This window comes from Scandinavium goeteborgense, from assembly GCF_003935895.2.
GTDB classification, from domain to species: domain Bacteria; phylum Pseudomonadota; class Gammaproteobacteria; order Enterobacterales; family Enterobacteriaceae; genus Scandinavium; species Scandinavium goeteborgense.
Genome location: NZ_CP054058.1, coordinates 3,609,224 through 3,623,403, shown reverse-complemented (window position 1 = coordinate 3,623,403; position 14,180 = coordinate 3,609,224). Strand labels below are relative to the sequence as shown.

Below are 14,180 nucleotides of genomic sequence, written 5' to 3'. Positions count from 1 at the left end.
GATCCCCCCTGGCTGGGATAGACTAAGCGTAACCCGCTGTCCTTTACTGAATTTTATGGCCTGATTGCCCAATGAAAAAACTCAATAAAGCATCATCGCCTTCCAACGTTTTACGTTATCTGTGGGGCTCGGCCATCGCCAGCATCGTGCTGACGTCAATTTTGTCCTGGTGGCTGCTCTCCGTGTCATGGAATGCCTGGCACAGCGCCCGGGATGACGTTATCCAGTTCGGTGATTTCTACCATGTTTTGCAGGTTTCCAACGATCTGGCGAGCGAGCGCGCTTATGCCAATGAACTGGTGCTCAGCCCGATGGCGCGGAAAGCGCAGGCCTGGAAATCCCTTGCTGACAGCCGTCGGATAACCGACCGTAATCTGGCGCGGATCCCGCAAAATCTTCTTTCTCCTGCCCTGCTGAAGGCGACCGTCGAGCAGCTCGAACATTCGCGCGTGAGCGTGGATACCTACCGAAATCAGGTACTGAGCGATCCACAAGAAGCGCAGCGTGCAATCAGTGCGATGGTCGAAGCGACTGACTTTTATCACACCGCGCTGTTCCAGCATACCTCATCGTTTCTGCTGCTTGAGCCCAATGCGCTAGGCCCTATTTTGCGTGCACAGTCGCTGGGTGAACTGCGCGATGCGACCGGGCGATTAGGCTCGCAGGTGCTTATCCCTCTCGCCACGCATACGCCGATCCCGCTCAGCAATATGGAAGCATTGAGCCGCGGTATGGAGCGTATCGACTTGCTGTGGTGGCTGTTGCGCACCCAGGGCGAAGAGTCGAGCTATCTGCCCGGTTTTTCACAGCGTCTGGATGATATGCGCCAGCAGTTTGAATCGCAGGGCGTGGCGATGCTGAATAAGCTCAAGTCCGAAAGCGTGAACAATCAGCCTTATAGCGTGGATGCCGAAAGCTTTGCGGTGCGCTATCACGAGAGTCTGGATGCTTTCGATGCCCTGCTGAACACCTATTTGACCGGGGTGAACAGGCACTACGTCAACGCAGAAAACCGGGCCCTGATGCATCTGTTGGTGATAGTCATTATCCTGACTGCGCTTTGTGCGCTGACGGCCGGGCTGATTTTCTATATCCGCTCCCGCGTGCTTCAGCCGATTCTGCGCCTCAACCAGATAGCCACCGGGATCATTGCCGGGAAGCATCAGGATACGCTGATGGGCGAAAGCACCGCCGAAGAGGTGCAGGAACTGTTTTCCTCCCTCGGCACGCTGGGCGATCAGCTGCGCGAACAAACCATCCTGAGTAAGCGCTTGCAGCGCCAGTCCGAGGAAGACCCGCTGACGCACCTGTTTAACCGCCGGGCATTCGACGTGCTGGCGGAAAATCTGCTAACGCAGGCCACGCATGAGCATCCGGCGTGGCTGATTATGATGGATGTCGATCACTTCAAGTTGGTAAACGATACCTGGGGACACCCCACTGGCGACAAAGTGCTGGTGGCGCTGGCGACCACGCTGAAGAAATTCAGTCGTCCGGGGGATGTTATCGCGCGTCTGGGCGGCGAGGAGTTTGCAGTCGTCTTCCGCACACCGGGCCACGAAGACGTGACCGGCTACACCACCCGTATTCAGAATGAAATTCGTCAACTGCGCTTTGAGGGCCCGAAAGGGGAACCCTTCTCGATAACGGTCAGTTTTGGCGTGGCGTCAGGCTGGATGCGTGAGTTAGGCGAGGTATTAGCGGAAGCCGATGCGGCGCTGTACGAAGCGAAAAAAACCGGGCGGGACAAGATTTGCGGGCTGCCGGAACACAGCTAAAAATCCCCTCCCGGACGGGAGGGGTCAGCATTTAGTGATCGAGATAGACGAAACTTTCCCAGCTCGACATACGGATCAAAATCTTACGAATCAATGCGAAGTCTTTGAAATGGTCTGAGTAGACGGCGATTTCAACCTGAGCGCCCTGCGGCAGATGATAGTCTTTCAGTCGCGGATCGGTAGCTTTCACTTTCACCAGCACGCGTCCCTGACTGGTCACATCCGCCGTTGTCAGCAGCTTACCCTGTCCCTGGAACTGGCTTTCACCAATGGCCGGTAACACTTCTACCACTTCCCCACTGAATACCGTACCCGGAATCGACGGGAACAGCAGTTCGGCTTTATAGCCGGCCTGCAGTCGCTGTACCGCGTTCTGGCGGAAAGCGGCCACATAAGTGTCTTTGGAGTCAGCTTCAAGCGGAATAAAAGTCATCACCGGTGCCAGACCGAGTGCGGTAGACATCGTGCCGGTACGCAGACCCACGGTACTGACGTAGCCCGCAGACGGTGCGCGCACAACGGTGTTTTCCAGTTTGAATTCCGCTTTCTTCAGCTGCGCTAACAGCGAGGCAACTTTGGTATTCTGCCCGTGAACCACGGAATTCAGGTTGTTTTTAGCCTGTTCAACCTGCGCCCTGGCGGCCACGACGGCAGCTTCGGTGGCTTTATAGGTCTGGCGACGGGTGTCGACCATCTGATCGGAAAATGCGCCCTTTGCGTGGCCTTCGTTGTAGCGGGAATATTCACGCTGCGCTTTATCGCGGTCGGCGATGGCTTTGTTGAGATCGGCCTGCGCCTGATCCAGCCCGGAATCCAGAGACAGCGCGTTTTGGCTGGCCTCTTTTACCTGCGCGCGCAGGTCATCCACTTTGGCCTGAAAGATGGTGGGATCGATGCGGAACAGCACATCGCCTTCCTTCAACAGCGTGTTCGGTTTGACCGGCACATCAATCACCCTGCCGCGCACCTGAGAAACAATAGGCACCGTGCGGTACGCTTGTTTACCCATATCGCTGAACGGGAAGTTGTAGTTCATCAACAGTATAACGATGGTGATAAATACCACGCCACCGAGAACGGCCGTTGGCACAGTCCATTTATTTAATGGAATGCGAAAAACCTTAAATATAATAACGCACAGAGCGGCGTAGGTAAGCAGTAATAACGTTTCCATTATTATTTTTTCTCCTCAGTCTTAGCCGGTGCGGAAATTTGCTTTAATTCATTCACTTGGTTTTTAAGCTGATCGATTTGAATAAGCAAATGGTTCATTTGCACATGCATATTTTGCTGATCTTCACTGACGCTTTGCATGCCCCAGCCCCGGTCTTCACGCCACAGCGTGGCCCAGATCCACAGGAATGGCCACAGCGCGTGCAGGGTAAATAAACTAACCCAGCCCGCGTAGTGGATAGCGTCCTGATGAGGATGTTTACGTTCTTTAGCGATTTCATACGGAATATCGTGAATGGCAATGATTCCGTAAAATAATATTAAAATTACCGCAGTCAGTATTGCCAGTGCAACATAGTCCAGGGTCATGATTAAAAACTCCAGGAAGAAAAACGGCCGATACGAGATTTATAAAAGGCAATAATATCCTTCAGTGTATAGAGGAACATAAATCAATAAATTGCACAAATTCCTGGATATTTAAAAATAAATAACGGCGATTTCAAAAGGGTTTTTATTTAAATTTAAATTATGGAGGGGGATAAAAATGACGGAAAATAAGTAAGGGTTTTGTCTGCTTCACTGAGCTAAAAGGGTGATTTTCCCTACGCGGATCAGGCTTTTTGCTGACGGCGGCGTGGGCCTTCTGCGGGCATGATTTAAGAAAATCCGCAGGAGAACATCATGGCCTGGCGACCGTTTCTTTTTCTGATATCCACGCCGTATCCGCAGCTTTCACGCCGTCGCGGGAAACTGACGCTGGTGCGATGAACTCGACGTTTTACGACTAAGCTTTGCCACTTTTTTTCTAAAAACAGATTGGCATTAGCCAGAATTTTTAATTCCTTTATCAAATCCCCGCTGCCGGAAATACTGCGCCCATGACAACAAGGGGAGCAGACACCATGGCACGCGCATCGCATCTTTCATTATTGGCCGCATTGGCCTTCCTCACTTTCCAGGCGCAGGCGGTGAATGTCACCGTCGCGTATCAGACATCCGCTGAACCGGCCAAGGTTGCGCAAGCGGACAACACCTTTGCAAAAGAGAGCGGGGCGACCGTCGACTGGCGGAAGTTCGACAGCGGAGCGAGCGTCGTTCGCGCCCTGGCCTCCGGCGATGTGCAGATTGGCAATATCGGCTCCAGCCCGCTGGCGGTCGCCGCCAGTCAGCAGGTGCCTATTGAAGTGTTCCTTCTCGCCTCGCAGCTCGGAAATTCTGAAGCGCTGGTGGTGAAAAAAGGCATCAGCAAACCGCAAGATCTGATCGGCAAACGCATCGCCGTACCGTTTATCTCAACCACACACTACAGCCTGCTGGCTGCACTGAAACACTGGGGCATCAAACCGAACCAAGTGCAGATTGTGAACCTGCAACCCCCGGCGATTGTCGCCGCCTGGCAGCGTGGAGATATTGATGGGGCCTATGTTTGGGCGCCTGCGGTTAACGCGCTGGAAAAAGACGGCACGGTGCTGACGGATTCTTCACAAGTGGGCCAGTGGGGCTCGCCAACGCTGGATGTGTGGGTGGTGCGTAAAGATTTCGCCGAGCAGCATCCTGAGGTGGTGAAAGCCTTTGCCCGCAGCGCCATTGCGGCCCAGAAGCAATATATCGATAACCCTGAAGGCTGGCTCAAACAGCCGGACAATCTCAATAAGTTGGCAAAACTGAGCGGCGTGCCGGAAGCGGATGTGCCGGGATTGGTGAAAGGCAATACTTATCTGACGTCTCCCCAGCAGGCGCAGCAGCTTAACGGCCCGGTAAACAAAGCGATTGTCGACACCGCCCAGTTCCTGAAGGCGCAGGGCAAAGTGCCTGCCGTTGCGGCGGATTACAGTCAGTACGTGACCGATAACTTTGTGAAATAACGGAGGTCACCATGCTGCAACTCTCCCATCTCAGTGCGAACTACGGCGGAAAACCGGTGCTCGATGACATTTCACTGAGTGTCGATCGCGGTGAACTGCTGGTGGTGCTCGGCCCGTCGGGCTGTGGCAAAACCACGTTGCTGAATCTGGTGGCCGGTTTCCTGCCGTATCAGTCGGGCAGTATCACCCTGAACGGCGTGCCGGTCAGCGGACCGGGGGCTGAGCGCGGCGTGGTGTTCCAGAATGAAGGCCTGCTGCCGTGGCGAAACGTGCAGGATAACGTGGCCTTCGGCCTGCAACTGACCGGGATGTCCAAACCAGACCGGCATGAAGTTGCCCGCCAGTTGTTGAAAAAAGTCGGGCTGGAAGGCGCTGAAAAACGGTTTATTTGGCAGCTTTCCGGCGGCCAACGTCAGCGAGTGGGGATAGCCCGAGCGTTGGCGGCAGACCCGCAGTTGCTGCTGCTCGATGAGCCGTTCGGGGCGCTGGATGCGTTTACCCGCGAGCAGATGCAGACCCTGCTGCTGCGCCTCTGGCATGAAACCGGCAAACAGGTGCTGCTGATTACTCATGACATTGAAGAAGCGGTGTTTATGGCGACGGATTTGGTGCTGCTGTCAGCCGGGCCGGGCAGGGTGACGGAGCGACTGTCGCTCGATTTCGCCCGCCGGTTTGTCGCCGGGGAAACCTGCCGCAGCATTAAATCCAGTCCGGAGTTTATCGAACGGCGCGAATACGTGCTGGGCCGAGTGTTTGAACATCGGGAGGCATTCTAATGAGTATTGTGGCGAACGATAAACCGCGCCGCCTGGCGCTGAACTGGCGCTGGCCGCTGTCGCGTCAGCTAACGTTGAGCCTGTCGACACTGGCTGTTTTACTGGCGCTGTGGTGGGCGGTGACGGCGTTACAGCTGATCGCCCCGCTGTTTCTGCCGCCGCCGGGGCAGGTGCTGCAAAAACTGATTTCTGTCGCCGGGCCGCAGGGCTTTATGGATGCCACGCTGTGGCAGCATCTGGCGGCGAGCCTGACGCGCATTCTGATTGCACTGCTGGCGGCGGCGATTATCGGCATTCCGGTCGGCATCGCGATGGGCCTGAGCCCGACGGTGCGCGGCATTCTCGACCCGCTGATTGAACTGTATCGCCCGATCCCACCGCTGGCTTATTTGCCGCTGATGGTTATCTGGTTCGGCATCGGCGAGACCTCAAAAATTCTGCTGATTTATTTGGCGATTTTCGCCCCGGTGGCGATGTCGGCGATGGCAGGCGTGAAAAGTGCGCAGCAGGTGCGACTGAGAGCCGCGCAGTCGCTGGGCGCCAGTCGGGCACAGATTTTGTGGTTCGTGATTTTGCCCGGCGCGCTGCCGGAGATCCTGACCGGGCTGCGCATTGGGCTTGGCGTGGGTTGGTCGACGCTGGTCGCGGCCGAACTCATCGCCGCCACGCGAGGTTTAGGGTTTATGGTGCAGTCCGCCGGGGAATTTCTGGCCACCGATGTGGTGCTGGCCGGGATCGCGGTGATTGCCGTTATCGCTTTCGTTTTAGAGCTGGGTCTGCGCGCGCTACAACGCCGCCTGACGCCGTGGCATGGGGAAATTGCATGAGTGAACGTCTGAGCATTCGCCCGTTGGGGCCGTACATTGGCGCGCTGGTTTCCGGGCTGGATTTGACCCGTCCGCTGAGCGATAACCAGTTTGAGCAGCTGTACCACGCGTTACTGCGCCATCAGGTGATTTTCCTGCGCGAGCAGTCGGTCACGCCGCAGCAGCAGCGTAGCCTGGCGCACCGTTTTGGCGATCTGCACATTCACCCGGTGTATCCGCATGCCGAGGGCGTGGAGGAGATTATCGTCCTCGATACGCATAACGATAATCCGCCGGATAACGATAACTGGCACACCGACGTGACTTTTATTGAGACGCCGCCTGCCGGGGCGATTCTGGCGGCGAAACAGCTGCCGGAAAACGGCGGTGACACTTTGTGGAGCAGCGGAATTGCGGCTTACGAAGCGCTGTCGGCTCCATTTAAAACCCTGCTGAATGGCTTACAGGCGGAGCATGACTTCCGTAAATCATTCCCGGAGTGGAAGCATCTGAAAACCGAAGACGATCATCAGCGCTGGCTGAGCGCGGTGGCAAAAAATCCGCCGTTACTGCATCCGGTAGTGCGCACACATCCGGTGACCGGCAAGCAGGCGCTGTTCGTCAATGAAGGTTTCACCACGCGCATTGTGGATGTCAGCGAGAAAGAAAGTGAAGCGCTGCTGGGCTTCCTGTTTGCTCACGTGACCAAGCCTGAGTTTCAGGTGCGCTGGCGCTGGCAGGAGGGGGATGTGGCGCTCTGGGATAATCGGGTGACGCAGCATTACGCCAACGCTGACTATCTGCCGCAACGACGCATCATGCACCGAGCGACCATTCTGGGTGATAAGCCGTTTTATCGGGCGGATTAGAGGCGACGTTAGCCAACCATAAATGCCCGGCGAAAGAAAAGGGGAGCGTAATGCTCCCCTTTTCACGTTAACGCAGGATTTTTTTCTCGGCTAAATCGAGGGCGAAATAGCTGAAAATCAGGTCTGCGCCCGCGCGTTTGATTGCGCCAAGGCTTTCGAGGACCACTTTTTCTTCATCAATGGCACCCGCCTGAGCGGCAAACTTGATCATCGCGTATTCGCCGCTGACCTGGTATGCGCCAATGGGCAGCTCTGTGCGTTCACGGATATCACGGATAATATCCAGGTAGGCACCGGCAGGTTTCACCATCAGGCAATCTGCGCCCTGGGCTTCGTCGAGCAGCGATTCGCGAATCGCTTCGCGGCGGTTCAGCGGGTTCATCTGATAGGTTTTGCGGTCGCCTTTTAGCGCGGTTCCGGCGGCTTCACGGAACGGGCCGTAGAACGACGAGGCAAACTTGGTGGAATAAGACATGATCGCGGTATCGGTGAATCCAGCGGCGTCCAGCGCCTGACGAATGGCCTGAACCTGACCGTCCATTGCCGCCGACGGAGCAATGAAATCAGCGCCAGCCGCGGCAGCAACTACGGCTTGCTTACCGAGATTCGCCAGCGTCTGGTCATTATCGACACCGTGATCGCACAGCACGCCGCAGTGGCCGTGTGAGGTGTATTCGCAGAAACAGGTATCCGACATCACAATCATTTCCGGCACGGCCTGTTTGCAAATGCGCGACATGCGCGCCACCAGACCATCTTCTTTCCACGCATCGCTGCCGGTCGCATCGGTGTGGTGAGAGATGCCGAAGGTCATCACGGAGCGGATACCGGCGTTGGCAATGCGTTCAATCTCACGGGCAAGGTGCTTTTCCGGGATACGCATGACGCCTGGCATCGCTTCGATGGCCTTGTAATCGTCAATCTCTTCTTCAACAAAGATAGGCAGCACCAGATCGTTAAGGGTCAGTGATGTCTCTTCAAACATGGCGCGAAGCGCAGAGGATTTGCGCAGGCGGCGAGGGCGAGTGATCAAATCTGTCATGATAGGCCTGATGTTAATGGAACATTCTGAGAAGTTTACCTGATCTATGGGTGGCGTGTTTCACTAAAGTGGTGGTTATGTATTTTGCGTATTCGGTTATTTATGATTTTAGTTATATCTGGTTCAGGTGAATTGCAATAGTTTAATAAAGTAATTAATAAAGAATTATCTATAAAATGACAGTGGATATTCACTGCGGGTATATGTTTTTTGAGTGACGTGACGAATATCACTTTCTGTGTTTTCATGCTTTTAAAAACCATAATGTCCACATTCAAACTTTTCGCAGAGATTAATTGAACTCTCCATTGAGTGGAAAGCATAATTCCCACGCAAATTTAATATGTTTTGATGGACCAACATTATTACGTCCCTGGGAGGGATGACGAATGCACTCGTGGAAAAATAAACTCGTCGTATCACAATTAGCCGTAGCCTGCGCATTAGCGATTGCTTCTCAGGCAAATGCTGGCACCGATATTTCTAACACAACCTACGAAACTTTTGTTCACCATAACGACACGACCAGTGCCGATGGCGTCTACTATGACGGCTATGTGGGCTGGAATAATTACGATGCCAATAGCGTTTATGGTGGCGATATTTATCCTGTCATTAACAACGCTACCGTTAACGGTGTTATTTCAACGTACTACCTGGACGATGGCCTTGCTTCAGACAGTAATCAGAATACCCTGAGTATTAAAAATAGTACTGTTCATGGGATGATTACGTCCGAATGTATGTCGACCACATGTGATAATCGTACAACGACGGGCTATGTCTACGATCGCCTGGCGTTGAATGTCGATAACTCAACGATTGACGATAATTACGAGCACTACACTTATAACGGTACCTTTACTGATGGCACACCTGATTCCCACGTTGTAAACGTGTTTGATCTGGGCACGGCCATTACCCTTGATCAGGAAGTTGATCTGACCATTCAGAATAACTCTCATGTGGCAGGTATTACTCTGGCGCAAGGTTACGAATGGGAAGATGTAGACAATAATACCGTCAGTACCGGCGTAAACAGTGGTGAAGTGTTTAACAACACCATCCTTGTTAAAGACTCCGTAGTGACCTCAGGCTCCTGGAGTGACGAAGGCACTGAAGGCTGGTTTGGCCGTACTGATAATGCCAGTGATTACGCAAATGAAATGACGGCGGATGACATCGCGCTCGCAGTGATTGCGAATCCTGCGGCGGATAACGCCATGCAGACTACCGCCACGTTCAGCAATTCTACCCTGACCGGTGATGTTCTGTTCTCCAGCAATTTTGATGAGAACTTCTTCCCGGGCGGCGCTGATTCGTATCGCGATACCGATACCAATAACGATACCAACGGTTGGGATGGCACCGATCGTCTGGATCTGACTCTGGATAACGGCAGCAAATGGGTTGGGGCGGCAATGTCCGTGCACCAGGTTGATATCGATGGTGACGGTGTTTATGACTCTGAGGCCGCAGGAACTGATGCTACTGCAACGCTGTATGACGTCACCGCGAACAGCCTTTGGCCTAACTCTACCTATGGTGTTGAAAACGGCGATTCTGAATTTGATGAAGCGGGCCACGTTGTCGGTAACCAGATTTATCAGAGCGGCCTGTTTAATGTCACCCTGGATCACGGTTCAGAGTGGGATACCCGTAAAGCTTCTCTGATCGATACCCTGACCGTAAATAACGGTTCTCAGGTCAACGTTGAAAGTTCTCAGTTGGTTTCTGACAGCATCACGCTGAACAATGCGTCTGATATGCAGATTGGTGACGGCGGTGAAGTTGATGCTGACAGCGTTAACCTTAACAGTTACAGCACCCTAAGCCTGACCGAAGAAACCGCTGAACTGTATGCAAACAGCGTTAATGTTGACGGCAATGCACAGTTCAATTTGGGGCTGGGCCAGCTGGATACTGCCAATCTGCAACTGACTAACGGCGGTACTTTCAATCTCGACAGCCGTGACTTCGTGCTAAACGGGGACATGATTAACGGTCACACTAACGATCGTAATCAGACCAACTACGGCTACGGCGTTGTCGCAATGAACTCCGATGGCCACCTGTCTGTTAACGGTGACGTTGCGGGTAACTACAAAGTCCGTATCGACAATGCGACCGGCTCAGGTTCTGAGAAAGACTACGAAGGAAATGAGCTGATTCGTGTTTATGACGACAACGAAGAAACCTCAGCAACCTTTACCGCGGCGAATAAAGCTGATTTGGGTGCTTACACCTATGAAGCTAAACAGACTGGCGATACCGTTGTTCTCGAACAACGTGAGCTGACTGACTACGCCAACATGGCACTGAGCATTCCGTCTGCAAACACCAATATCTGGAACCTGCAACAGGATACCCTCGAAACTCGTCTGAGTAGCGCGCGTCATGGTCTGGTTGATGACGGTGGCGTTTGGGTGAGCTACTTCGGCGGTAACTTTGATGGTGATAACGGCGTGATCAGTTACGATCAGGACGTTAACGGCATCATGGTAGGCCTGGATACCAAGATCGACGGTAACTATGCTGACTGGACTGTGGGTGCAGCAGCAAGCTTCGCTAAAGGCGATATGAGTGACGACTCTGGTCAGGTTGATCAGGATAGCCAGTCTGCTTATATCTACTCAGCCGCTCGCTGGTCAAATGACGTGTTCTTCGATGCGAACATGAGCTATAGCCGCTTCAGCAATGACCTCAGCGCGAACATGAGCGACGGTCAGTACATTGATGGCGACTCCACCAATGACGCATGGGGCTTCGGTCTGAAACTGGGTTATGACTGGAAATATGATACCGCGGGTTATGTGACGCCATACGGCGCGATTTCAGGTCTGTTCCAGTCAGGTGATGATTATCGCCTGAGTAATGATATGCGCATGGACGGTCAGTCCTATGACAGCTTACGTTACGAGCTGGGTATCGATACCGGTTACACCTTCAGTTACAGCGACGATCAGGCTCTGACGCCTTACTTCAAACTGGCCTATGTTTACAATGACTCAAATAATGATGCCAATGTGAACGGCGATAACATCGACAACGGTGTTGAAGGTTCTGCGGTACGTGTAGGTGCAGGTGCACAATTCAACTTTACCAAGAAGTTCAGCGCATACACCGATGCTAACTATCTTGGCGGCGGCGATGTTGACCAGAATTGGGCAGCAAACGTCGGTGTGAAATACACCTGGTAATAAATCAAAGCAGGGAACAATGTTCCCTGCTTTATTTTTATCATTAACATGAAATTGACACAGGATGTGACGTTAGCATGTTGGCTGTAAAACCTTTATCCGCATTTAACGTACTGGATCAGTACTTTTTCCCCGTAGCCACTACATTAACGCTTCATCCGCAACAAACGTTAAACCTGCAGACGGAGGCGTTTCTTGTCACCGTTATACGACAGGGAACCTTTAAAATTGAGCGCACCCACCCAGAAATTCTGATCGCTATCAGTCCTTCACCCATGATAATCGGCTTACCCGGGATGTTTCATGCCATTGGTGAGCCCTATCAACTGACAGCGCTGACGCAATGCGAGGTTTATCAACTCAAGTGCGAACAATGCAGGGCGTTATTGAATCAACATCAACTCTGGCAGGATGCCTTTCACTGGGTCAGCTGGCTTTTTAAAGTGCAGCAGATACGTGATGGAGAACTGATTGGCAAAAATTCCTACAGCCAAATTCGGGCGACATTACAGGCGATGGCTGCCTGGGATGAGTCATTGCGTGAAAGAGTGGGGGTAATGAACCACATTCAGCAACGAACGCATATTTCCCGTTCGGTCATTGCAGAAGTGCTGGCTGCGCTACGCGCGGGAAAATATATCGAAATGAATAAGGGCAAACTGGTTTCAGTTAACCGTCTGCCCCTTGAGTATTGACGATCAGGAAGCGGGAACCACCAGCGGCTTATTGCCACTCAGCTCTGCGACCAGATCGTTAATGCCATCACTCATATTCACAAAGCGAGTTAACGGCGATCGCGTAACGACCACAAACGCCCCGACGTTATGCTGCGGGATCATTGCCATATAGGTAATGAAGCCACCGCCGCCGCCCGTTTTTTGAATGATACCAGGGCGACCATTTTTAGGGGCCATATAAACCCAGCCCATGCCCAGAGCAGAGGCTTTGCCTGGCACATCCATACCGATAACACGCGTCAGCTGAGTGCGCTGATAGATAAGCGTTTGCATCCGATCGGCCTGCTGATTACGGGTGTAAAAATCAGACGATAAGAACTGCTGCATCCAGCGCATCATGTCGCCAGGCGTGGAATATACGCCGCCGCTGCCAATGGCTGCCAGGGTATTATCACAGGGACTTGCCCCTTTCTCTGCCACCATCAGACGCTGACACTGATCCGGTGACGGTGTAAACGTGGTGTCTTTCATCCCCAATGGACGAGTGATTTGCTCTTCAAAAAGCTGCGGATACGGTTTACCTGCGGCGGTGCTCAATGCATCCGCCAGAAGATCAAATGCCAGATTTGAGTAAGCCGCCTGGGTTCCCGGTGCGGTTTTTAATGTCGCGGTGCTGAGCCAGTTCCAGCGCTGATTATGCGTTGGCCAGACAAACACTGGGCGATGCGCCGCACCGCCGGGCTGTTCGCGCGGCAGGCTACTGGTATGCGTCGCCAGATTCACCAGCGTAATGGGTTGCCCTTGGTATGTCGGCACGCTGGCACCCGGAGGTGCGTATTTGCTCAGTGGGTCGTTGAGCTTCACCACGCCCTGATCGAGCAATTTCACCAGCATTTCACTGGTCATCAGTTTGCTCAATGAGGCAATGCGGATCACAGAATCCAGCTGTGGATGGACGTTGCTTCCAGGACGCGTCTCTCCAAAACTGCGAAACACGCGCTGGTTGCCGTCAATAACCACCAGTGCCATGCCCGTCGCACCGCTGCCGTAATAGATATGATTGGCGTATCTGTCGACTATATCTGAGGCAAATACCGGGTCCGGAGAAGTTTGTGCGGCCTGAGCAACAGGCAGCGAAGCAGCACACAGCGCCGCAATAAATAGCAGACTACGTTTCAAGGAAAGCATCCATGAATTGAAATGGAAAGATAATGCGTATTTATACTATTAAACGGCCACATGCAAAGCGCCTTTACGCCGGATTAGCGCAAGAAAAACGTAACGACGGGTAAATATGGCGGTTTTTATGCACGCCTTTACGCGCTTTTGTGAACTCACGCGTATGATAGTCTCAATGTTCACAACCTCTTACGGAGCAAATGATGTCGGATAAACACGTTGTCATGGTGGTTGATATGCAAAAAGGTGTCTTCGAAACGCCGCGTCGTGAGCAGCAGGCATGCGTCTCGCAGGTGAACCGGCTGATTCGCGCCGCTGACCACGTGATCTTCATCCAGCATATCGAAGAAGGTGGCCTGGAAGAGGGAAGTGATGGCTTTGCATTACTGCCAGAACTCGAGCAGCCCAGTGGCGCGCTTTACGTCACCAAAACGGCCTGTGACGCTTTTTATAAAACGGAACTGGAACGGGTGCTGGCAGAAAACGATATTACCGCTTTTGTGATGTGCGGCTGTGCCACGGATTATTGCGTGGACACGACGCTGAAAGTGGGCGCCAGCAAAGGCTATCAAATTACCGTCGCCGAAGATGCGCACACCACCGCCAACCGTCCGGCAGCAGAGGCCACAACGCTCATCGCGCACTACAACGATGTCTGGCGCACGCTCACGGTCCCTGGTAACCCGGTCAGCGTGAAATCCGTCGAAACAATTGTTAAGCAATGGCATACGAACTAAGCGTTTTCCCATCGGTCTCATTCACGGTCTACTCAGCTTCACCTTTTGTCGCGGTGATGGCCGCGGCGATTTTTC

General features: G+C 53.2%; 12 protein-coding genes. 8 read left to right on the top strand and 4 right to left on the bottom strand.

All coding sequences use genetic code 11. The annotated features are described in order from the left end of the window. The first annotated feature begins 71 nt into the window (after nucleotides 1-71). Nucleotides 72-1,778: a GGDEF domain-containing protein gene (locus A8O29_RS18190; RefSeq protein ID WP_125355310.1), complete on the top strand. Its 1,707-nt coding sequence runs from the start codon at nucleotides 72-74 to the stop codon at nucleotides 1,776-1,778. A gap of 31 nt (nucleotides 1,779-1,809) precedes the next feature. Here A8O29_RS18190 and A8O29_RS18185 read toward each other — a convergent pair whose 3' ends face one another. Together A8O29_RS18185 and A8O29_RS18180 are read right to left on the bottom strand one after the other, a co-directional pair. Next, on the bottom strand, nucleotides 1,810-2,952 hold the full coding sequence (locus A8O29_RS18185; protein WP_125355311.1) for an HlyD family secretion protein: 1,143 nt from the start codon (nucleotides 2,950-2,952) through the stop codon (nucleotides 1,810-1,812). A gap of 2 nt (nucleotides 2,953-2,954) precedes the next feature. Next, the gene (locus tag A8O29_RS18180; protein ID WP_125355312.1) at nucleotides 2,955-3,320 is read right to left on the bottom strand and encodes a DUF3302 domain-containing protein; all 366 of its coding nucleotides are present in this window, start codon (nucleotides 3,318-3,320) and stop codon (nucleotides 2,955-2,957) included. A 536-nt stretch (nucleotides 3,321-3,856) separates the two neighbouring features. Here A8O29_RS18180 and tauA point away from each other — a divergent pair. From tauA to tauD, 4 genes are read left to right on the top strand one after another with little or no spacing between them, the layout of a single operon-like run. Further along, a complete protein-coding gene (gene tauA / locus A8O29_RS18175) occupies nucleotides 3,857-4,819 on the top strand; it encodes a taurine ABC transporter substrate-binding protein (RefSeq protein WP_125355313.1) in 963 nt (320 codons plus the stop codon). Between the two features lie 11 nt (nucleotides 4,820-4,830). Next, a complete protein-coding gene (tauB, locus tag A8O29_RS18170) occupies nucleotides 4,831-5,595 on the top strand; it encodes a taurine ABC transporter ATP-binding subunit (RefSeq protein ID WP_174081391.1) in 765 nt (254 codons plus the stop codon). Next, nucleotides 5,595-6,422, top strand: coding sequence for a taurine ABC transporter permease TauC (tauC, locus tag A8O29_RS18165; protein WP_125355314.1), 828 nt, complete (start codon nucleotides 5,595-5,597; stop codon nucleotides 6,420-6,422). The genes tauB and tauC overlap by 1 nt, the downstream gene beginning before the upstream one ends. Then, complete coding sequence (gene tauD, locus A8O29_RS18160; RefSeq protein ID WP_125355315.1) at nucleotides 6,419-7,270, top strand: taurine dioxygenase; 852 nt, start codon at nucleotides 6,419-6,421, stop codon at nucleotides 7,268-7,270. Before tauC ends, tauD begins: the two co-directional genes overlap by 4 nt. Nucleotides 7,271-7,337: 67 nt before the next feature. Here the strand turns inward: tauD and hemB are convergent, their stop codons facing one another. Continuing rightward, nucleotides 7,338-8,312 (bottom strand): porphobilinogen synthase, encoded by a 975-nt coding sequence (hemB, locus tag A8O29_RS18155; protein ID WP_125355316.1) that lies wholly within the window; start codon nucleotides 8,310-8,312, stop codon nucleotides 7,338-7,340. A 389-nt stretch (nucleotides 8,313-8,701) separates the two neighbouring features. On the opposite strand from hemB, the gene A8O29_RS18150 reads away from it, so the two are divergent. Continuing rightward, on the top strand, nucleotides 8,702-11,512 hold the full coding sequence (locus tag A8O29_RS18150) for an autotransporter outer membrane beta-barrel domain-containing protein (RefSeq protein ID WP_125355317.1): 2,811 nt from the start codon (nucleotides 8,702-8,704) through the stop codon (nucleotides 11,510-11,512). Nucleotides 11,513-11,589: 77 nt separating this feature from the next. Next, complete coding sequence (locus A8O29_RS18145; RefSeq protein ID WP_125355318.1) at nucleotides 11,590-12,207, top strand: helix-turn-helix domain-containing protein; 618 nt, start codon at nucleotides 11,590-11,592, stop codon at nucleotides 12,205-12,207. A 3-nt stretch (nucleotides 12,208-12,210) separates the two neighbouring features. On the opposite strand, the gene ampH is transcribed toward A8O29_RS18145, so the two are convergent. After that, complete coding sequence (ampH, locus tag A8O29_RS18140) at nucleotides 12,211-13,368, bottom strand: D-alanyl-D-alanine-carboxypeptidase/endopeptidase AmpH (RefSeq protein ID WP_125355319.1); 1,158 nt, start codon at nucleotides 13,366-13,368, stop codon at nucleotides 12,211-12,213. Nucleotides 13,369-13,571: 203 nt separating this feature from the next. Between ampH and A8O29_RS18135 the strand changes: the two genes are divergently transcribed. Then, nucleotides 13,572-14,105 carry an isochorismatase family protein gene (locus tag A8O29_RS18135; RefSeq protein ID WP_125355320.1) on the top strand — a complete coding sequence of 178 codons (534 nt, stop codon included), beginning with the start codon at nucleotides 13,572-13,574 and terminating at the stop codon, nucleotides 14,103-14,105. The last annotated feature ends 75 nt before the right edge of the window (nucleotides 14,106-14,180 follow it).

Excerpts from the sequence above, each read along its gene's own strand:
- A8O29_RS18190 (WP_125355310.1), top strand. The coding sequence starts at position 72 with ATGAAAAAACTCAATAAAGCATCATCGCCTTCCAACGTTTTACGTTAT.
- A8O29_RS18185 (WP_125355311.1), bottom strand. The coding sequence starts at position 2,952 with ATGGAAACGTTATTACTGCTTACCTACGCCGCTCTGTGCGTTATTATA.
- A8O29_RS18180 (WP_125355312.1), bottom strand. The coding sequence starts at position 3,320 with ATGACCCTGGACTATGTTGCACTGGCAATACTGACTGCGGTAATTTTA.
- tauA (WP_125355313.1), top strand. The coding sequence starts at position 3,857 with ATGGCACGCGCATCGCATCTTTCATTATTGGCCGCATTGGCCTTCCTC.
- tauB (WP_174081391.1), top strand. The coding sequence starts at position 4,831 with ATGCTGCAACTCTCCCATCTCAGTGCGAACTACGGCGGAAAACCGGTG.
- tauC (WP_125355314.1), top strand. The coding sequence starts at position 5,595 with ATGAGTATTGTGGCGAACGATAAACCGCGCCGCCTGGCGCTGAACTGG.
- tauD (WP_125355315.1), top strand. The coding sequence starts at position 6,419 with ATGAGTGAACGTCTGAGCATTCGCCCGTTGGGGCCGTACATTGGCGCG.
- hemB (WP_125355316.1), bottom strand. The coding sequence starts at position 8,312 with ATGACAGATTTGATCACTCGCCCTCGCCGCCTGCGCAAATCCTCTGCG.
- A8O29_RS18150 (WP_125355317.1), top strand. The coding sequence starts at position 8,702 with ATGCACTCGTGGAAAAATAAACTCGTCGTATCACAATTAGCCGTAGCC.
- A8O29_RS18145 (WP_125355318.1), top strand. The coding sequence starts at position 11,590 with ATGTTGGCTGTAAAACCTTTATCCGCATTTAACGTACTGGATCAGTAC.
- A8O29_RS18135 (WP_125355320.1), top strand. The coding sequence starts at position 13,572 with ATGTCGGATAAACACGTTGTCATGGTGGTTGATATGCAAAAAGGTGTC.